This window comes from Neobacillus cucumis, assembly GCF_016908975.1.
GTDB classification, from domain to species: Bacteria; Bacillota; Bacilli; order Bacillales; family Cytobacillaceae; genus Neobacillus; species Neobacillus cucumis.
Map to the genome: position 1 here is coordinate 46351 of NZ_JAFBEX010000019.1, position 18445 is coordinate 64795.

Sequence of the window (18445 nt, forward strand, 5' to 3'; positions counted from 1 at the left end):
ACAATCCAACAACTTATGTGTTACCATTAAGTTGTTACTATTTCAGTCAAATAAATTTAAGGGGGAATGAAATTGATAGAATTTAAGAATATTGTTAAAAAGTATCGTACCAAAACCATTATTAACCCATTTTCATTAAATATTGAAGCCGGCCAGTTAGTGGTCTTTATTGGTCCAAGTGGCTGCGGGAAAACTACTTTACTAAAAATGATAAATAAACTCATCCAACCAACATCCGGGAAGATATTTGTTAATGGAACGGATATTGCCACTATGAACCCTATTGAACTCCGCCGCAATATCGGCTACGTGATACAAAACACTGGCCTATTTCCACATATGTCTATCAAAGAAAATTTAGAACTAATACCTAAACTAAAAGGTGAAGATCCCACTTCCATTGAGAAAAAGACCAATGAATTACTGAATTTGGTTGGACTAGACCCAAAGGAATATTTACATCGCTATCCAAAGGAATTAAGCGGTGGGCAGCAGCAGAGAATTGGGGTAGCAAGAGCCTTCTCCACGAATTCAGATATTATCCTGATGGATGAGCCATTTAGCGCGCTTGACCCTGTTACGAGAAGCTCTCTTCAAGATGAATTGTTTCAAATGCAAAAGGAATTAAACAAAACGATTATCTTCGTTACCCATGATATGGATGAAGCTATCAAAATAGCTGACAAGATTTGTATTTTAAAAGATGGGGACGTTCTTCAATATGACACACCGGAAAATGTCCTCAAGAATCCGGCAAATGAATTTGTTGAAGATTTTATTGGAAAAAGAAGGGTTTGGAATAATCCTGAATTATTATTGGCAGAGGATATTATGATTGAAAATCCTGTGAAAATTACAGCTATGCGTACTGTTCTACAAGCGATTGAGATTATGAAAGAGCATAAAGTCGACAGTCTCATGGTGACTGATAAAAATAATATTCTAAAGGGATTAGTAACCTTAAAAAGCATCCAATTACTAAACCGAAATTTATCAATTGAGACGGTCATGGAACACAATGTTCTGTCCGTCACACAGGATGCTAACTTAATCTCTGTCCTAGCCACTATGAACGAACATAAAATTGGCTATCTTCCTGTAGTCAATCGAACAAACCAATTAACTGGTTTAATTACTAGGAGTAGTATTTTATCTGCACTAAGCAGTCAATTAATTGACTTGGAGGTGGCATTTTAATGAGAAGTTTTTGGAGTTATTTAACAGCAAACTACGATCAAGTTTTCAGCTTATTAGGAGAACATCTTTATTTAAGTATTATTTCGGTCCTGATTGCCATTATTATCGGTATCCCGTTAGGCATCTTAATTTCGAATGAGCAAAAGTTATCTAAACCGATTATTGGGATTACAAATGTGATTCAAGCAGTACCAAGTTTAGCCCTACTCGGTTTTATTATCCCCTTTATAGGGATTGGCAGTACCCCGGCAATTGTGATGGTCGTTCTTTATTCCCTTTTGCCTATTGTCAAAAACACCTATACCGGTCTTACAAATATTGACAAAGACATTCTGGAAGCTGCCAAAGGCATCGGGCTGACCAAAGGTCAAACAATGAAAAAGGTACAGTTACCTTTAGCATTCCCGATGATTATGGCGGGTATCAGAATTTCCGCGGTAACTGCGGTTGGTTTAATGACCATCGCTGCATTCGTTGGTGCGGGCGGACTTGGGTATCTTGTATTCTCTGGTGTCCAAACGGTAGATAATAATATGATTTTAGCTGGAGCAATTCCCGCTTGTATATTAGCCCTATTAATCGACTTCGTCGTTGGAAAGCTAGAATCAAAGCTCTACTACACAAACAAGCAGAAGCAAACTTCTAAAACGAAAAGTAAGGCTAAAAAATTGGCGATTGCCACGATCGCTATTATGTTAGTAGCAGCTGGAGGATTTAAGGCATATTCTACTGCTAATGCAAAGGATAAAATTGTCATTGGTTCAAAAAATTTCAGTGAACAATTAATCTTAGGGAATATGCTGGCAGATTTAATTGAAGCGAAGACTGATTTGCAAGTAGAAAGAAAACTAAATCTTGGCGGGTCACAAGTGGCTTTTAGCGCCATAAAATCAGGAGATATCGACGCATATGTAGAATATACTGGAACAGGGCTGGTCAATATTTTAAAGCAGCAGCCTGAAAGTGATTCAGATAAAGTTTATCAATACGTTCAAAAGGAATTTAAGCAGAAATACGGAATTGATTTATTACAGCCGCTTGGATTTAATAACACATATGCATTAGCTGTAAGACAAGACACCGCTAAACAATATGGACTTAATACCATTTCAGACCTTGCTAAGGTAAGCGGAAATTTAATTATGGGCCCTACTATTGAATTTCCAAACCGTAAAGATGGATTAATTGGTCTTTCAAAAGCCTATAATATGTCATTTAAAGATGTTAAAGCAGTCGATGGCGGTTTACGTTATACAGCACTTAAAAACCATAAAAGTGATGTCATCGATGCATTTTCTACCGATGGATTACTCAAAACATTTAATTTAAAGGTGTTAAAGGATGATCAACACTTTTTCCCTCCATATTATGCGGTACCAATTATTAAAGAAGAAACGTTAAAAGAGCACCCTGAATTGAAAAAAGTCATTAATAGCCTCTCCGGGAAAATAACAGACGAGAAAATGCGAGAGCTCAATTATAAGGTGGACAGTCTGAAACAGTCGCCTGCAAAGGTTGCAAAAGATTTCTTAAAAGAAGAAGGATTATTGAATTAATATTAAAGCCGGTCACATTGACCGGCTTTTGTTATGTCCAGTTTAAAGGCTTGGGCTCCTGCTAATCCTCTAAAAAGTGCATCACTCTATCATAAGTCTCATCATCCCCAATGACCAGTAGGACATCCCCTTCAAGGATAAGCGCATAGGGACCTGGGGAAATAACTAACTCCCCCTTGCGTTTCATTCCGATAACTGTTCCACCCGTATTTTGCCAGAATTTCGTTTCCGAAATTGTTTTTCCAATATGAATACAGCCTGGAAAAATTTCCACCTCAATAGGAGCCAATGGATTGGTATGCCGCAGTTTACCTGAATAATCCATTATTTTCCTTAATGTATCAAACAGTTCCTCATCAAGTCTATCCCTTTCTGAGATGAGGGTATTCATTTGTTTTTCTAAATCCTTTATACTCGCTAAATTGGAAAAACGATGAATATATTTATAAGCGTTCTCTTTTGACGAGATAACAATGCCGCTTCCTTTTGTAGATGTTACAATTTCAACGTCTTCTAGTATTTTGATCGCTCGTCGCACTGTCTCAGGTGACACTTTATATTCACTGGCAAGCGTGGACCTGCCATGAATCTTTTCTCCTACTTTAAACTTTCCATCGTATATTCTATTTGCTAAATCTATCGCAATTCGTTCATATGTTGGAATTTGTGCCTTTTGCATTAGTCTTCACCACCAAGTTTCATCGATTAATAATTTCTCATACATTATCACTATACCGTTTCCAACGCCACTTTGCGAGCCAAACTATACCATTATATTTAATGACTTTTGGACATAATTGTAAGGAGTCATTCATGAATGGAGGTGAGCAGGTGAAAAGGAAAGTTATTATTACATTAAGCATTCTTTTTAGTCTGGGGATGATCGGGCTATTTATTTTTTATCTGATGAAACATGATCATACCCGGTGGCAAGTCGCACTTGGAGGCATTCTTGTTAGCCTGCTGCCGCTAAGCTTATTAAAAATGAAGAAAAATCCGTTTAATATTCCCATTATTATTAGTTATTATCTCTTTTTATTTTGTTCCCTATATTTAGGTTCCATTTCAAGCTTTTATTTGCGTTATTTATGGTGGGATTCGACACTTCATTTTTTAAAGGGAATGTTTGTAGGGTTTGTGGGCATAAGTCTTTATAAGCATTGGATTCCTAAGCAATCACAAACAAACGTTTCAGTTGGGATACTGTTTCTTTTTGTCCTTTCGCTTGCTGTTTCTTCCAGTGTACTGTGGGAGATTTATGAGTACGTAGGCGATTTAACACTTACGCATACGATGCAAAGAGGAGGAAATACAGATACCATGGAAGATCTTCTCTGCGGCTTGGGCGGGGGCGTTGTTACAGCAGTCTATTCGCTCTTTAGGAAAAAGAGAATATAAACAGAGGAGCTTGTCCAAATGAATAGAAAACTTGTTATGACTATCAGTTTACTGTATGTCATTTTCATGGCTTGCTTGGCAGGATATTATCATAATATTGACCAAACCTTTAAATCCACCGTGGCTATAGGCGGCATTGTTTGTGGGGCAGTACCGCTAGGTTTAGCGCTGTTTACAAAACTGCAATTTAATTTGCCTATCGTTATATCCTATATCATTTTCTTGATAGGTTCACAATATTTTGGATCTATTTTAGGATGGTATGGGCTTGGCTGGTGGGATACGTTTATGCATTTTGTCAGTGGAGCCATTCTAGCTTTTTCAGGGATTGCTTTATATGAAAGGTTAATACATCGAGATGCAGGGTATGAAATTTCTCCTTGGTTTGTCTTTCTTTTTACCTCCTCATTTGCAGCCTTTGGCGGTGTGTTATGGGAGATCTATGAGTTTAGCTGCGATCAATTGTTCGGGATGACTCTGCAAGGCGGAGGAAATACAGATACAATGACAGATCTAATAGCTGATACAGGAGGAGGATTAGTAATCGCTATATCGGCTTTTATACGCACGAAAATAAAATTAAAAAAGGTACGTCGTAGTTGACGTACCTTTTCAATGTTTAACTCAAACCGTTACAGGGACAAAAAACTCTTCATAAAGTGCCTTTACCGCCCGCTTCTCATCTACTTCTTTTACACCAAACATCATACTTACTTCGGACGAACCTTGGTTGATCATTTCAATATTAACACTTGCATTAGCAAGTGCCTTTGAAGCTCGTGCCATGGTCCCGACATTTCGACGCATTCCTTCTCCCACTACCATAATAAGAGACAAGCTATGTGCCACTTTTACTTCATCCGCTTGTAATTCATTTTTAATCCTATCAATCACTTCAACCATCACTTTTTCATCAAGCTGATTCTCCCGTAAAATGACAGACACATCATCAATACCCGAAGGCGTATGTTCGTAGGAAAACCCGTAATCTTCTAATACGCCTAATAACTTGCGCCCAAAACCAATTTCTCGGTTCATTAAGTATTTGCTTACATAAATGCTGCAAAACCCTTTATCACTGGCGATACCAATGACTGGACCATTTGTATTGTCACGTTCATTCACAATAAGTGTCCCTGGTGCTGAAGGGTTATTTGTATTTTTAATATTGACAGGTATTCCCGCTCTAAAAGCTGGCACAAGCGCTTCATCGTGCAATACTGTAAAACCGGCATAAGAAAGCTCCCGCATTTCCCGATAGGTTAATTCTTTAATTTCTTTTGGTTTTTGCACAATTGAAGGATTAACGGAGTAGACGGCATCTACATCCGTAAAATTTTCATAAAGATCTGCTTTTAATGCATTGGCCAGAATAGAACCCGTAATATCCGACCCACTTCTTGAAAAAGTGAAGACTTCTCCACTTAGACTATAGCCAAAGAATCCAGGAAAGACTTGAATGCCTGAGCGCTCATTTAATGAAAAAAGTCGCTCATAGGATTCTGGTAATGCTTGAGCATTTCCTGGTTCATCACTGACGAGAAGCCCTGCTTCCTTCGGGTCCACATAATGAGCCTCTACTCCCCGTGATTGAAAATAAGCTGCTACCAATTTGGCATTATTATCTTCCCCACTTGCTTTTAGCAAATCAATAAAACGATCTGGTTTACTTTTGTCACTTGCCATTCTAGTTAATAAGTCATCATGAATTTCACGAATCACTGCATCTGAGAGCCTTAATTCCTCTGCAATAGATGCATATCTTCCAAGTACAGTATCAAGCTGTACCTTAGGATTTTTATTTTGCAGACATAATTCCGCACATTCAATTAATAAATCTGTTACTTTTGTATCTTCGGCATACCTCTTACCTGGTGCTGAAACGACGACAACTTTCCGCTCAGGATCAGCAGTAACAATCTGAAATACTTTCTCTAGCTGTTTTCCAGAAGCTAAAGAGGATCCGCCAAATTTTACGACTTTCATGGATACATCCCCTACTCTATAAAAATATAATTTTAATTTTATTACAATTTCGAAAATAATCAAGAGTTTTTTCCTTGTATAATGAACAAATGTCCTTACAGTAAAGACAAATTAAAAAATTCCGTTCCTAATAAAAGGCTATGAAGCCAAGTATAACCATTCTCTTCTATTAGAAAAAGAAAAGGAGCTAATTAACGAATAATTTCAATAAAATGAGACAAAATCCTGGCTGTTAGTCCCCAAATCGCTTTATTGCCATAACGATAAAAATATTCGTCAATCCATCTTGATCTCCAGTTATATTTTTCACCACCTGGAATTAAGTCAAACGGAAAATTTTCCTCAGGCTCAGCTTTTAAAGCAATACGATAAATTTCCGGCTCATTATGGATTAGGAATGATAATGGAACGGTAAAGATTTCCCCAACCTCTGATGGATTTGGCTTAATAATTTCTGGATTATTAATATATCCCACATAAGGATAAAGAATCATTCCATAGTGTGAGATCATATAATCTATCGGGAAAACATCTGAAATATCATGTTTATTTATTCCCAACTCTTCAACAGTCTCACGGATGGCTGCACCTTCTTCGTTTAAGTCCTGCGCATCAATTCTCCCGCCAGGAAAACATATTTCTCCCGGCTGCCGTCTTAAGTCTAGAGAACGGACTTCAAATAGTACATGGATCCCATCTTCTTTCTTTAATAATGGGATAAGCACAGCATATTTGGAAAATCTTTCACTCCCCAATATTTTAGGAGTATGGCTTTTTAGTTTGGTTACAACGGAATCTAAATCCATAAATTCACCTCACTTTAAATGTATTATAAAGAATAGTTAATACTACAATACCACTTTTTCGGAATGAAAAAAACAACCCAAACGACTGCGTTGGATTGTTCTGCTCATCTATTTATATCCAAGAATACATATAGGCAGGATCTTCAATCGTATCCACTGACTTTACCATTTTTAACGGATGAAAGGTGTCGATCATAACGGCAAGTTCTAATGTTTCTTTTTTCCCAATACTCGCTTCTACTTTCCCAGGGTGCGGACCGTGCGGAATTCCACCTGGATGGAGTGTAATCGAACCCTCTTGTACACCCCTGCGACTCATAAAATTACCTTTTACATAATAAATGAGCTCATCACTATTTACATTACTATGGTAATATGGCGCGGGAATCGCTTCCGGGTGATAATCAAATAGTCGCGGTACGAATGAGCATATAACAAAATGTTGCCCTTCAAATGTTTGGTGAACTGGCGGCGGCTGATGGACCCTGCCTGTAATTGGCTCAAAATCTTCAATATTAAATGCCCAAGGATACAAGTACCCATCCCAGCCCACAACATCAAATGGATGATGACCAAGAATATGAGATGTGAGGATGCCACGTGACTTAGTTAAAATTTCAAATTCCCCTTTTTGTTCAATTGTTACCAAGGTCTCAGGGCCTCGAATATCCCGCTCACAGAAGGGGCTATGTTCCAAGAGCTGCCCATATTCATTTCGATAGCGCCTGGGTGTTGTAATCTGACTAAACGATTCAATAAACAGCAATTTTGTTATAGTCTGTTCATTCGGGATCAATCGAAATATCGTCCCAATCGGTATAATCAAGTAGTCACCTTCACGATAAGAGATGGTACCAAACATCGTCTCCAGTTTACCAGACCCATAATGAATGAAAAGTAATTCATCCCCATCACTATTTCGGTAAAAACTTTTCATCGGTTCTGACACATTAGCTGTCCCGATAAGTAAATCCTGATTACCCAATAAATAATTTCTACCGTTTAAAGCATCTCCCTCTAGATTGACTTTATTTGTATAGATGTGTCGGTGTTTTAATGCCTGCTGTTCCTCATATACCGGCAAACAACTGCAAACGATTTCCGTTTTAACTACTTCTGTCGGCATATAGTAGTGATATAAAATGGACTGTGTTCCGGAGAACCCTCGGGTTCCCATCACCTGTTCTCGATATAAGCTCCCATCGGATTTTTTAAACATGGTGTGTCGCTTATGAGGAATCTCTCCCATTTGCCGGTAATACATCCTAACACCTCATTTTAATCAATCACTGTATTTCTAAGAATACCTAGTTTTTCAATCTCAAGTTCTATTATATCTCCTGGTTCAAGCCAGCGATATACCTCAGGACCATGTTCTAGGATACATCCTGTTCCTACGGTTCCGGAACCAAGAATTTCACCTGGATAAAGGGTAACGCCCTGTGAGGCCCTTGCAATCATTTCTCCAAAGGAATAATAGATATCCTTCATATTCCCCTCTGATAATAAAATCCCGTTTACACGTGCCCTCATCGAAAGATTGAATCCTTTATCTTGTTTAAATGGGGCTAATTCGTCTTTGGTTACAATCCACGGACCGATTGTTGTGGAGAAATCCTTCCCCTTTGCCGGCCCTAAACCAATCTTCATTTCTTCTCTCTGCAGGTCTCTCGCACTCCAATCATTTAAAATACAGTATCCAAAAATATAATTATCCGCTTCTTCTGCTGGAATATCCCTGCCTTCCTTTCCAATAATACAGGCAATTTCCAATTCATAATCCAGCCAATCACAATTTTTGGGTCTTTGAATTGGGTCTCCTGGTCCGCTAATCGCAAGATGATTGGAAAAATAAAAAACTGGCATCTTATACCATTCTGGAATGATGGCAAGTCCCCGCCTTTCCCGCGCGGCCCTCACATGTTGTTCGAAAGCATAAAAATCACGAAAACTTCTTGGATTTGGCAGGGGGGCTTTCAAACGAATTTCACTTATCGGATACACTCCTTTTTGACCAGGTTTGAGGGAGTATCTCCGCACTTGTTCCATATATTCATCACAAGATTTAAGAAATGTTAACAGATTATTTGGAAGCTTACCTTCGGAAACTTCAAACATATCTATGACATGATCCTCATCTAATAACCATCCCGCACATAACCGGCTATCTTTTTTTTCAAAGGTAATAAACCTCAAAATGCTCACCTTTTCTATGGTTTTAATCCATCCATTTTTCTCCCTTTTTGACCGTTTAGACTCCCAATTAAAACATTCTCTATTGCTCTACTAAGTTATAAATTACCTCGTCTTTCCTGCTCACGTTCAATTGATTCAAAAAGTGCTTTAAAGTTTCCTTCACCAAAGCCTCGTGCCCCTTTACGTTGAATAATCTCAATAAACAATGTTGGCCGATCCACGATTGGTTTGGTGAAAATTTGCAATAAATACCCTTCATCATCACGGTCTACTAATATATTAAGTTCACGAAGCTTTTCCATTTTCTCATCTATTTTTCCTATCCTTTCTGCCAATGACTCATAATACGTATCAGGGGTTTTCAAAAATTCCACCCCATTCTTTTTCAAGATGGTTACCGTCGACACAATATCTTCAGTTAAAATGGCCAAATGCTGCACACCTGGACCCTTGTAGAATTCCAGAAATTCTTGGATCTGTGATTTTCTTTTCCCTTCAGCTGGTTCATTAATAGGGAATTTAATTCTACCCCCATTATGCATTACCTTAGACATTAGGGCAGAGTACTCAGTCGTAATATCTTTATCTGAGAAATGTTTCATTTCGATAAAACCCATGACTTTGGAATAATACTCTACCCATTCCTCCATCCTTTCTACATTACCAACCACATGATCGATTCCTATTAATCCTGCATCTTCAATTGCCAATTCAGATGTAAACGGCTCAAAGCCTGGTAAAAATGCTCCTTTATAATTCTTCCGTTCAATAATCGTATGGATGGTGTCTCCATATGTACCGAGAACTGCCTTTTTTACACCCCCGAAGGCATCCTTCATTTCATATGGAGGAACCAGTGCTATGGCTCCTCTCTTAATAGCTTCCTCATAGGCTTTTTCCACGTTATCTACTAATAAGGCAATATCCTTTACACCATCTCCATGTCGCTTAACAAATTGCGCAACACTATTATCTTCAGTATAGGATCCCGTTAGTACAATTCTGATATTTCGCTGTTCCACACAGTAGGAAGCGTTTTCACGATTGCCTGTTTCAAGACCCGAATAGGCTACGGGTTTAAAACCGTAAGCGGAACAGAAAAAGTGACAGGCTTGTTTGGCATTTCCGGTATAGATTTCAATGTAGTCCACATCCCGCACCGGAAAAAAATCATTTACCAGCTGGTCTGCTCTTATTCTCTTGTCTCTCATCCAATTCCCTCCATTTTAATTCAACTACCACATTCTGAATTAATATTAAATGAAGGGATTTTGTCCCCTCAAGAGTGAAAAGTAAAGCAATACCGCTTTTAGGTAGTAAAGTGTAAACCTTTAGCACCATTCTATTTCCCGAATAAAAAAAAAACACACCTTAGTATGGTATGTTTTCGATGTAAAAAATTTACAGGAAATAATTTTACATTTTTAACTCATTGTCTAAAAATGTAAAAAACTTTTTTTCTACCCTAGGATAGCTCGATCACTTGCCATTTGAACACCGCGAATTCGTCTAAATTCACTTAACAAGCTTTCAATGGTCAGCTTTTGTTTTTCCTCTTCATTAACCTCTAGTATGATCTGTCCCTTATCCATCATGATTAATCGATTTCCTAGGTCAATCGCTTGCTGCATATTATGCGTAACCATTAAGGTGGTTAGATTATATTTAGCGACAATTTCCTTTGTTAAATTCGTAATAAGCTCTGCACGGGAAGGATCGAGTGCCGCAGTATGTTCATCTAATAAAAGGATAGAAGGTTCGGTAAAGGTTGCCATTAATAAAGACAGTGCCTGCCGTTCCCCTCCAGACAATAATCCTACTTTAGCACTAAGACGGTTTTCTAAGCCTAGATGGAGGGATTCAAGTACTTCACGAAAATAATCTCTTCTCTTTTTGGTTACGCCTTTTCGCAATGTTCTTGTTTTATTACGTGAATAAGCCATCGCGAGATTTTCTTCGATGGTCATACTTGGAGCAGTTCCTGCCATCGGATCCTGAAAAACACGTCCTATCATTCTTGAACGATTATACTCCGACATGTTCGTCACATTTTTGCCGGCAATATGGACTTCACCAACATCTGGAATTAAAACCCCTGAAATGATGTTCATTAACGTGGATTTCCCTGCACCGTTACTCCCTATAACAGTAACAAAATCCCCTGGTTTAAGAGCAAGGTTGACATGGTCAATGGCTATCTTCTCATCAGGTGTACCCTCATTAAAAATCTTATGAATTTGATTTAAGTGCAGCATGATTGTCCCCCTTCCCTTGAGCAAGGTTCATTCGCTCTGCCTTCCTTCGAGCTTTACGTTTTTTCTCTTTTGATGCATCAATGATCTTAGGTGCCGTTAAGGCAATAATTACAATAATAGCGGTAATTAATTTCATATCTCCCGGACTCATAAATTCGGCCCGTAATGCTAACGTGACGACGATTCGGTAGATAATCGATCCCCCAATAACCGCCAGAGTTGTCCTGGCAATCGTTTTGGTTCCAAAGAGTGCCTCACCAATAATAACAGAGGCTAGGCCAATTACGATCATGCCAATTCCCATTCCAACATCTGCGAAACCACCCTGTTGGGCAATAAGTGCCCCTGAAAATGCAACTAAGGCATTGGAAAGACCAAGTCCTAGGACAACCAGAATGTTGGTATTAGCAGAAAGGCTACGAATCATTCTTCTATTGTCACCGGTAGCTCTAATAGCTAGACCAATTTCCGTTTGTAAGAACAGGTCTGTAAGAAACTTAATGACGAAAGTTACAATGATCATAAAAATTAAGATTCCCCATGTTTCCGGAAGGCTGTCACCTAAACCAAGCACTGTTAAAATGTGATTCAGAAAAGAATCAATTCCCCATTTTTCAAATACATCACCTATTTTTGTAAAAGATGTATCTGTATTTAATAAAGGGATATTTGAACGACCCATAATTCGTAAATTAATTGAATATAGCGCTATCATCATTAAAATACCAGATAGTAAATTATTAATTTTTCCAAACGTATGAAGAAGCCCAGTCATACAGCCAGCAGCAAATCCTGCGAATAAGGCGGCAATTGTAGCTGCAAATGGGTTTACTCCATTTGCTATCAGCACTGCCGAAATAGCAGCGCCAGTAACAAAACTCCCATCCACCGTTAAATCTGGGAAATCGAGAATACGAAAGGAAAGATAGACGCCCAGTGCCATAATCGCATAAATGATTCCTGCTTCAAAAGATCCAAAAATGGCTGTAAACATTGAGACCATCCTTTCTTTAAATCCTATTTCGAAAATGATTATTTATTAAGCGATTGTTTATGCTTATGCATGAATCAAGGAGATAACCTCAAAAAGGTTCCCTCCTTGAAAAAAGTAGCTATAGATTATTTTCCGTCGTAAAATTCGCCGAGTTTACTCCACTCATCTTTCACTTTTAAGCCTTGAGCTTCAGCTGCCTTCTTATTAATGACTAATTTTAAGCCTTTTGGAAGCTCTACTGGAATTTCGGATGGTTTCTTTTTGCCTGTTAAAATGTCTGTAGCCATTAATCCTGATTGATAACCTAGGTCAAAGTAACTAAAACCACTAGCGGCTACTGCGCCTTTTTTCATTGAATCAAGTTCACCCACGAAAAGAGGAATTTTCTTGTTATTTGCCACAGCAATAACGGCATCAAGTGCTGTAACAACCGTATTATCAGTAGGAATATAAATCGCATCCACACGTCCTGCTAAAGATTCCGCAGCCTGTTTAACTTCTGATGTATTCGCAACTGAAACATCAACTAGTTTAGCACCTTTTTCTTCTAGTAATTTTTTCACTTGTTTTACTTGGACCTCTGAATTTTGCTCACCGGAATTATAAATAACACCTACTTTTTTAGCCTTCACTTCATCTGTAATAAAACTAATCGTTTTCTTCGTAGCATCCGGATGATTATCGGTTGTCCCTGTAATGTTTTGACCAGGTTTATCAAACGATTTTACTAAACCTGCACCCACTGGGTCTGTTACAGATGTAAAAACAATTGGAATGTCTTTGGTAGCATTTAGAGCAGCCGTTGCACTTGGAGTAGCATTAGCAAAAATCAAATCTACTTTATCCCCGACGAAATTGTTTGCAATTGTTTGTGTATTATTCATATCTGCCTGAGCATTTTGCTCATCATAACTTACTTTTAGTCCTTTATCCTCTAAAGCCTTTTTAAAACCATTAGTTGCAGCATCTAATGATGGATGCGGGGCAAACTGACTAATGCCGACCTTATATTCCTTTTCAGTTCCTGTCTTTTCTGTACTTCCTGAAGACTCCTTACTGCCGCATCCAGCTAACAATAACATTCCCGCTAAGGCGACAGAAACTGCTTTTACCTTTCTTTTCATGAGCAAGCTCCCCCAATTTTCAAATAATTTTTTATATATTAAAAATTATTATTATTCTAGTATCTTTTTTACTTTTATGCAATAGAAAATCCAAAAATATTTTTATATAAAAATATTTTTGAATTTGGTGGTATAAAAAGAAAATGCCTCCTAAATTAATAGGAGGCATTCGCTCATGAATAATAATTTAAATGTTTTCACCGTGTATGAATTACCAATTACGTGTATTTTCAAGTAGTTGATCAATCTCGACTTTTTTCACTTTATTATTATTTTTCTCAGATGTTAGATCTGAAGTAGCTTCTAGCAGTTTATCAATATCTATTAATTTGGTTCCCATCTCTAACCTCCATAGAAGTTTTTTCAATGAATTTCTACTAAACTATTCGAGTACTCTATGGAATTCATGGGGGTTCTTTTCAAAATATTTATTAATTAAATTTCATCCTTTCACAGCATTCTATCTCTCATTTTACCGAAAAAATATTTCAACATATCACCCTTTTTTCACATACTTTCTCTTTTCAACTATATTCAGATTTACCTTTGGGAAAAATATCTGTATGATAGAAGAATATTTGTTTATACAAAGGAGTATTGTATGCTTACATTTAACGAAAAACTAGCCATTATTGAATCTTTTCCGGAATTAGAGAGAAAAGATGTTTCACTAAAACGTGTCAATTTTCAACTGCCAAACAGTATCTCTGATAAAAAAAATATTGTTTATCACCTTCATCCCAATGGGAATGGCTTTGTTTATGCCGGTGATTTAGCTCATTATGACACAGATGAAAAAGGGATGGTAAATATCCGTGACTTTTCAGCCGAACAACTTCAGACAATCCTTACTGAATCAATTAGTGAATTATTGCCAAAAGAGCATACAACAAATGATCAAGCAATTATTGGAGATTTAGACGAAGAGCGCTGGGTTGACGATGAAGGCAATGTTCTCATTTTAATCAATGAAAATGAATCTTGGAATATTTATTTCGGCTTAAATCTAGATGCAACCTTTGATACATACGAGGAAGCCCAAGATTTCTTGCGTGAAGAAAGCTTTAAACAAAAATAATCAGCAAAAGCTGTGCACATGTGCACAGCTTTTACTATTGGTTCATGTATTCTTTGTCAATTAAACTGTCTAAGCGAATAACACTTTCTTTCGCACGGTCATATTCAATCGTGCGATAATGGTGCATCCCACCTTCTTCTTCATCCTTTTCATCAGCCCATTTGACGACCTGCTGTAAGGGAGTCCTTACAATATCATTCGAAGGCAAAAAAGAGTCGGTATGAAAAAGAATGGCAAGCGCTATGGTCTTGGCTTTTATTGGATTTTCCCCGAGGCGGATTAAAAGCTTATGTGCCCGTTCAGCCCCTTTTATCGGATGTATATCATTTTGCTTGTATAGATCATAATCCCATTTACCGTTCTTATACCATGTATAGTGTCCCATATCATGTAGCAGCCCTGCCTTCGCAGCAATATCCACATCAAGCTGGTGTTCTTTACTTAAATGAAAAGCATGATATGCTACCGCAATCGCATGGGCAAGTCCTGAACGGTTTAAGTACTTTTGGGCAATCCGATGTTCAAATATATCCAATAAGCTTACGTCTCTCATGCGATTCCACTCCTAACGTGTTGATAAATGTATTTCAATTATTATATGCTAACATGTCCTAAATGGCTAATAATTTATTTAAAGCCGGAACATAAAAAGAGGAGGACTAGTCCCCCTCTTTTAATTACTTTCAGTTGTTGTGGTTGTGGTTGTTTTTGTTGTGGTTGTTTTTCCCTTAGGTCCTAAGTATTCATAGTCATTAGGATTAATCGCCTTAAACCCTTCTGGCTTATAGAATCTTAATAAGTCTTTATACACAATTTCATCGGACATCTGTAATTCCGCTTTAACCTTTTCATCTATGTTCTTACAAGCAGTATTATCCGTTAATAATTCTGTTGTATCATAAGAGTAGCATTTATCATTAAGCTGAATGCCATCGGTTGAAACAAAGTCACCATTTCTGAATGCCGCCCAATTACGGTGATCTTTAGACAATAAGTCTGAACCAAATTCCATATAATCCTTCGTATCAATACCTAATAGATGTAGTACAGTTGGACGAACATCGACTTCCCCGCCAATTTGATGCTGAACTCCACCTTTTACACCCGGTACATGGATAAATAAAGGTACCCGCTGTAATTTCGCGTTAATAGCCGGCGTGATTTCATCTACACCCAATACTTTTGCCATTGCTTCATTATGGTTTTCTGAAATACCATAATGGTCACCATACATTACAATTACCGTTTTATCATACAATCCATCTGCTTTTAAATCATTAATGAACTGTTCAAGTGCTTGGTCCATATAGTGTGCAGATTGGAAGTATTGGTTAACGACTGAATCACCGTAATCACCAGCAGGAAAATCAGTATCCTGTGGATCCATTTCAAATGGAAAGTGATTTGATAGGGAAATAAATTTTGTATAGAATGGCTGTTTTAAACTTTCAAGCATTGGAATTGATTCTTTAAAAAATGGCTTATCCTTCATTCCATAGTTTTTGGTATTTTCGTCTGACATGTTATAGTATTCTGCATCGTAGAACTGATCATATCCAAAAGCTTTATAGATCACGTTTCTATTCCAGAAAGTTTTATAATTTCCGTGGAAGACTGCTGAACTATATCCTTGTCCTTTTAGGATAGCAGGCATAGCTTGATAAGTATTTTGTGCCTTATTAACAAAAACAGCTCCTTGTGCCATTGGATATAGAGAATTTTCCATTAGGAATTCAGCATCAGATGTTTTCCCCTGCCCTGTTTGGTGGTAGAAATTATTAAAATAGAAAGTATTACCATCATGTGCCAGTGAGTTTAAGAATGGAGTGACCTCTTGTCCGTTGGGCATCTTATAATCAATCATAAAGCTTTGGAATGATTCCATTGAGATATAAAGCACATTCATTCCTTTTGCCTTAGCAAAATAAATTGGATTTGGAGCAGCATAGTTTGCTTTCCGATAGTTCTCTACATCAGTAATATCACTACTGTCTGCAAGTGCCCGCTGACTAGAAGATTTAATATTTTGAATTACATCATAAATAGTAAAATTATAAGCACCAAGGTATTTAACTAAATAATTGCGGTCAAATGAACGTGTTAATAATTGGGGACGGTCCTTTTCTGCTAATCCAAGGTTAAAAAGAAAAGTAGTAATGGCAAACAATAGAACAATTTTAAATGATTTTCTATTCGTTACCGTCACTTTTTTAAACACCGTCAGTGCCAATACAATAAGAATCAACGTATCAAGAAAATAAAAAATGTCCAATGGAGAAATTAAAGAAAGTGCACTATCCCCCAATTGTCCACCATTTGTTTTTGTCTGCATTATTACTGGTACAGTGATAAAGTCATTAAAGAAACGGTAATACGCAATATTCGCATACAATAAAAATGATAAAATGAAATTGATAATAATCATGACAAGCTTTGACCGCTTTTTAAAGAGAAGTGCTAAACCAAGAAAGAATAGCGCTGAACTCAAAGGGTTTATCAACAGCAAAAACTTCTGAAGATTATTATCGATTCCTAAATTAAATTCAATTTGGTAGGCAGCATATGTTTTGATCCAGAATAATAAAACAGCAGTTACAAAGAATGAAATATGGCTATTTTTTATTTTTTTAGGTAGTCTAATTTTTGTCATTACATAATTCTCCTCTCACTTACCATTAAGCACCGGTAAACGAACCTCAATTACTATAACACACTTTCTTAAAAAGAAAAACATAATATATGGCAATTTATGTATGATAATACAAAAACCATATGACATTTTACTTAATTATTACACAAAATTCGACAACACCTATACACAGTCAAATGGTTCTTTTCTTGTCTTATATTTATGTCACTTATTTGTAGGACATGACTGTTTCATTCCTCAAATATATATGACGATAGAAGTGATTGGTTGGTTTCATCCATTTTATTTATTTTATATAAATACATATTCTTTTTTAAGGGCACTATATTTATTTCAACAATCATAAACCTGAACGAACAAGGTTTGCAATATGAATATAGACTTATCTTTAACGAATTGAATGCTGAATAATTATATAATAATTGGTAAGCATAAGTACGATTTAAGGAACAAACCTTTACTTAAGTCGTAACTATTATTAATAGGTGATAACTTTTCAACCAAAAAAAGGAGTGTTCTTATGCCCCGAATAAGGCCGGAGTTTACAAAAAGTCCGTATTTTGTTGATGAACCAGGAAATTGGCATCTAAAAGATGGAGCTCCGAGGCAAATGCAAATAGAGCTGGAAAATTACCTTCAAAGCCTAGAAGATTTAAATGAAGAGGGAACAATTAACGGTAATCAGATTGATATTTATTCAACGCACTAATATATAACGGAGGAAAACGGTTACAATATCTTTGTAAACCTTTCTTAAAACCTAATATTTGAACAGGAGTGAAAAAAAATGGATGTTAACAGAGTTAAGCAAATTTTGTCTTCTTCTGCGGATATTGAAGTTAAATATAATGGTACATCTGTATGGATTGATCAGTTAAATGAGGATGGAAGAACAGCTACTGTTCATCTACGTGGACCCCTTGAGGAACATTCTATAGTAGAAATCAATGAATTAAATGAAGAGTAAAATAAATACCATCTTTTCAATGAAAAGATGGTATTTATTTTTATTAGAAACTTTAAACCATATCTTCGTTTTCTTTTTCAATCTCACCTGGCTGGGGCTGTTCTTTTTGAACAATTCCACCAAGTACTTCCCTATTATATTTACTAGCATCTTTACCAGCTCCAGGTGCAATATTAGCCATTGGCAGCTGCTCTAATTCTTTACCTCTTGGCATACTTCCTCACTCCTTTTCCTTAAC

At 37.0% G+C, this 18445-nt stretch carries 20 protein-coding genes; 7 read left to right on the top strand and 13 right to left on the bottom strand.

All coding sequences use genetic code 11. The annotated features are described in order from the left end of the window. The first annotated feature begins 66 nt into the window (after nt 1-66). Complete coding sequence (locus JOC76_RS21855; RefSeq protein ID WP_239557886.1) at nt 67-1197, top strand: ABC transporter ATP-binding protein; 1131 nt, start codon at nt 67-69, stop codon at nt 1195-1197. Beyond that, nucleotides 1197-2753, top strand: a complete 1557-nt coding sequence (locus JOC76_RS21860; RefSeq protein ID WP_205180887.1) for an ABC transporter permease/substrate-binding protein — start codon at nt 1197-1199, stop codon at nt 2751-2753. Before JOC76_RS21855 ends, JOC76_RS21860 begins: the two co-directional genes overlap by 1 nt. 61 nt (nt 2754-2814) lie before the next feature. On the opposite strand, the gene JOC76_RS21865 is transcribed toward JOC76_RS21860, so the two are convergent. Next, nucleotides 2815-3432, bottom strand: a complete 618-nt coding sequence (locus JOC76_RS21865) for a GntR family transcriptional regulator (RefSeq protein ID WP_205180888.1) — start codon at nt 3430-3432, stop codon at nt 2815-2817. A 152-nt stretch (nt 3433-3584) separates the two neighbouring features. Here JOC76_RS21865 and JOC76_RS21870 point away from each other — a divergent pair, with 152 nt between their 5' ends. Next, nucleotides 3585-4151 (top strand): DUF2238 domain-containing protein, encoded by a 567-nt coding sequence (locus JOC76_RS21870; RefSeq protein ID WP_205180889.1) that lies wholly within the window; start codon nt 3585-3587, stop codon nt 4149-4151. An 18-nt stretch (nt 4152-4169) separates the two neighbouring features. After that, nucleotides 4170-4754, top strand: a complete 585-nt coding sequence (locus JOC76_RS21875) for a DUF2238 domain-containing protein (protein ID WP_205180890.1) — start codon at nt 4170-4172, stop codon at nt 4752-4754. 21 nt (nt 4755-4775) lie between these two features. Here JOC76_RS21875 and JOC76_RS21880 read toward each other — a convergent pair whose 3' ends face one another. From JOC76_RS21880 to JOC76_RS30570, 9 genes are all read right to left on the bottom strand, one after another. Then, nucleotides 4776-6137 carry an aspartate kinase gene (locus JOC76_RS21880; protein WP_205180891.1) on the bottom strand — a complete coding sequence of 454 codons (1362 nt, stop codon included), beginning with the start codon at nt 6135-6137 and terminating at the stop codon, nt 4776-4778. Between the two features lie 191 nt (nt 6138-6328). Next, nucleotides 6329-6943 carry an NUDIX hydrolase gene (locus tag JOC76_RS21885; protein WP_205180892.1) on the bottom strand — a complete coding sequence of 205 codons (615 nt, stop codon included), beginning with the start codon at nt 6941-6943 and terminating at the stop codon, nt 6329-6331. A 112-nt stretch (nt 6944-7055) separates the two neighbouring features. Next, entirely contained in the window at nt 7056-8207 is a 1152-nt protein-coding gene (locus tag JOC76_RS21890) for a homogentisate 1,2-dioxygenase (RefSeq protein ID WP_205180893.1), read from the bottom strand. A 14-nt stretch (nt 8208-8221) separates the two neighbouring features. After that, complete coding sequence (locus JOC76_RS21895; protein WP_205180953.1) at nt 8222-9139, bottom strand: fumarylacetoacetate hydrolase family protein; 918 nt, start codon at nt 9137-9139, stop codon at nt 8222-8224. 95 nt (nt 9140-9234) lie between these two features. Beyond that, on the bottom strand, nt 9235-10350 hold the full coding sequence (hppD, locus tag JOC76_RS21900; protein WP_205180894.1) for a 4-hydroxyphenylpyruvate dioxygenase: 1116 nt from the start codon (nt 10348-10350) through the stop codon (nt 9235-9237). Nucleotides 10351-10599: 249 nt separating this feature from the next. Beyond that, entirely contained in the window at nt 10600-11394 is a 795-nt protein-coding gene (locus JOC76_RS21905) for an ABC transporter ATP-binding protein (protein WP_205180895.1), read from the bottom strand. Beyond that, the gene (locus JOC76_RS21910) at nt 11369-12388 is read right to left on the bottom strand and encodes an ABC transporter permease (RefSeq protein ID WP_205180896.1); all 1020 of its coding nucleotides are present in this window, start codon (nt 12386-12388) and stop codon (nt 11369-11371) included. Before JOC76_RS21910 ends, JOC76_RS21905 begins: the two co-directional genes overlap by 26 nt. A 125-nt stretch (nt 12389-12513) precedes the next feature. Next, the gene (locus JOC76_RS21915) at nt 12514-13512 is read right to left on the bottom strand and encodes an ABC transporter substrate-binding protein (protein WP_205180897.1); all 999 of its coding nucleotides are present in this window, start codon (nt 13510-13512) and stop codon (nt 12514-12516) included. A 211-nt stretch (nt 13513-13723) separates the two neighbouring features. After that, nucleotides 13724-13852, bottom strand: coding sequence for a hypothetical protein (locus JOC76_RS30570; RefSeq protein WP_275591396.1), 129 nt, complete (start codon nt 13850-13852; stop codon nt 13724-13726). A gap of 261 nt (nt 13853-14113) precedes the next feature. On the opposite strand from JOC76_RS30570, the gene JOC76_RS21920 reads away from it, so the two are divergent. Continuing rightward, nucleotides 14114-14590 carry a hypothetical protein gene (locus JOC76_RS21920; protein ID WP_205180898.1) on the top strand — a complete coding sequence of 159 codons (477 nt, stop codon included), beginning with the start codon at nt 14114-14116 and terminating at the stop codon, nt 14588-14590. 34 nt (nt 14591-14624) lie between these two features. Here JOC76_RS21920 and JOC76_RS21925 read toward each other — a convergent pair whose 3' ends face one another. Next, entirely contained in the window at nt 14625-15143 is a 519-nt protein-coding gene (locus JOC76_RS21925; RefSeq protein ID WP_205180899.1) for an HD domain-containing protein, read from the bottom strand. 120 nt (nt 15144-15263) lie between these two features. Continuing rightward, on the bottom strand, nt 15264-17240 hold the full coding sequence (gene ltaS / locus JOC76_RS21930; RefSeq protein WP_205180900.1) for a lipoteichoic acid synthase: 1977 nt from the start codon (nt 17238-17240) through the stop codon (nt 15264-15266). A gap of 520 nt (nt 17241-17760) precedes the next feature. On the opposite strand from ltaS, the gene JOC76_RS21935 reads away from it, so the two are divergent. Both JOC76_RS21935 and JOC76_RS21940 read left to right on the top strand, forming a co-directional pair. Then, nucleotides 17761-17949: a hypothetical protein gene (locus JOC76_RS21935; RefSeq protein WP_205180901.1), complete on the top strand. Its 189-nt coding sequence runs from the start codon at nt 17761-17763 to the stop codon at nt 17947-17949. A 78-nt stretch (nt 17950-18027) separates the two neighbouring features. Beyond that, on the top strand, nt 18028-18207 hold the full coding sequence (locus JOC76_RS21940; protein ID WP_205180902.1) for an H-type small acid-soluble spore protein: 180 nt from the start codon (nt 18028-18030) through the stop codon (nt 18205-18207). 52 nt (nt 18208-18259) lie between these two features. Here the strand turns inward: JOC76_RS21940 and JOC76_RS21945 are convergent, their stop codons facing one another. Beyond that, on the bottom strand, nt 18260-18421 hold the full coding sequence (locus JOC76_RS21945; RefSeq protein WP_205180903.1) for a hypothetical protein: 162 nt from the start codon (nt 18419-18421) through the stop codon (nt 18260-18262). Nucleotides 18422-18445: the final 24 nt, after the last annotated feature.

Excerpts from the sequence above, each read along its gene's own strand:
- hppD (WP_205180894.1), bottom strand. The coding sequence starts at position 10,350 with ATGAGAGACAAGAGAATAAGAGCAGACCAGCTGGTAAATGATTTTTTT.
- JOC76_RS21920 (WP_205180898.1), top strand. The coding sequence starts at position 14,114 with ATGCTTACATTTAACGAAAAACTAGCCATTATTGAATCTTTTCCGGAA.
- JOC76_RS21890 (WP_205180893.1), bottom strand. The coding sequence starts at position 8,207 with ATGTATTACCGGCAAATGGGAGAGATTCCTCATAAGCGACACACCATG.
- JOC76_RS21925 (WP_205180899.1), bottom strand. The coding sequence starts at position 15,143 with ATGAGAGACGTAAGCTTATTGGATATATTTGAACATCGGATTGCCCAA.
- JOC76_RS30570 (WP_275591396.1), bottom strand. The coding sequence starts at position 13,852 with ATGGGAACCAAATTAATAGATATTGATAAACTGCTAGAAGCTACTTCA.
- JOC76_RS21935 (WP_205180901.1), top strand. The coding sequence starts at position 17,761 with ATGCCCCGAATAAGGCCGGAGTTTACAAAAAGTCCGTATTTTGTTGAT.
- JOC76_RS21865 (WP_205180888.1), bottom strand. The coding sequence starts at position 3,432 with ATGCAAAAGGCACAAATTCCAACATATGAACGAATTGCGATAGATTTA.
- JOC76_RS21915 (WP_205180897.1), bottom strand. The coding sequence starts at position 13,512 with ATGAAAAGAAAGGTAAAAGCAGTTTCTGTCGCCTTAGCGGGAATGTTA.
- JOC76_RS21910 (WP_205180896.1), bottom strand. The coding sequence starts at position 12,388 with ATGTTTACAGCCATTTTTGGATCTTTTGAAGCAGGAATCATTTATGCG.
- JOC76_RS21940 (WP_205180902.1), top strand. The coding sequence starts at position 18,028 with ATGGATGTTAACAGAGTTAAGCAAATTTTGTCTTCTTCTGCGGATATT.
- JOC76_RS21855 (WP_239557886.1), top strand. The coding sequence starts at position 67 with ATGAAATTGATAGAATTTAAGAATATTGTTAAAAAGTATCGTACCAAA.
- ltaS (WP_205180900.1), bottom strand. The coding sequence starts at position 17,240 with ATGACAAAAATTAGACTACCTAAAAAAATAAAAAATAGCCATATTTCA.
- JOC76_RS21905 (WP_205180895.1), bottom strand. The coding sequence starts at position 11,394 with ATGCTGCACTTAAATCAAATTCATAAGATTTTTAATGAGGGTACACCT.
- JOC76_RS21945 (WP_205180903.1), bottom strand. The coding sequence starts at position 18,421 with ATGCCAAGAGGTAAAGAATTAGAGCAGCTGCCAATGGCTAATATTGCA.
- JOC76_RS21860 (WP_205180887.1), top strand. The coding sequence starts at position 1,197 with ATGAGAAGTTTTTGGAGTTATTTAACAGCAAACTACGATCAAGTTTTC.
- JOC76_RS21875 (WP_205180890.1), top strand. The coding sequence starts at position 4,170 with ATGAATAGAAAACTTGTTATGACTATCAGTTTACTGTATGTCATTTTC.
- JOC76_RS21880 (WP_205180891.1), bottom strand. The coding sequence starts at position 6,137 with ATGAAAGTCGTAAAATTTGGCGGATCCTCTTTAGCTTCTGGAAAACAG.
- JOC76_RS21885 (WP_205180892.1), bottom strand. The coding sequence starts at position 6,943 with ATGGATTTAGATTCCGTTGTAACCAAACTAAAAAGCCATACTCCTAAA.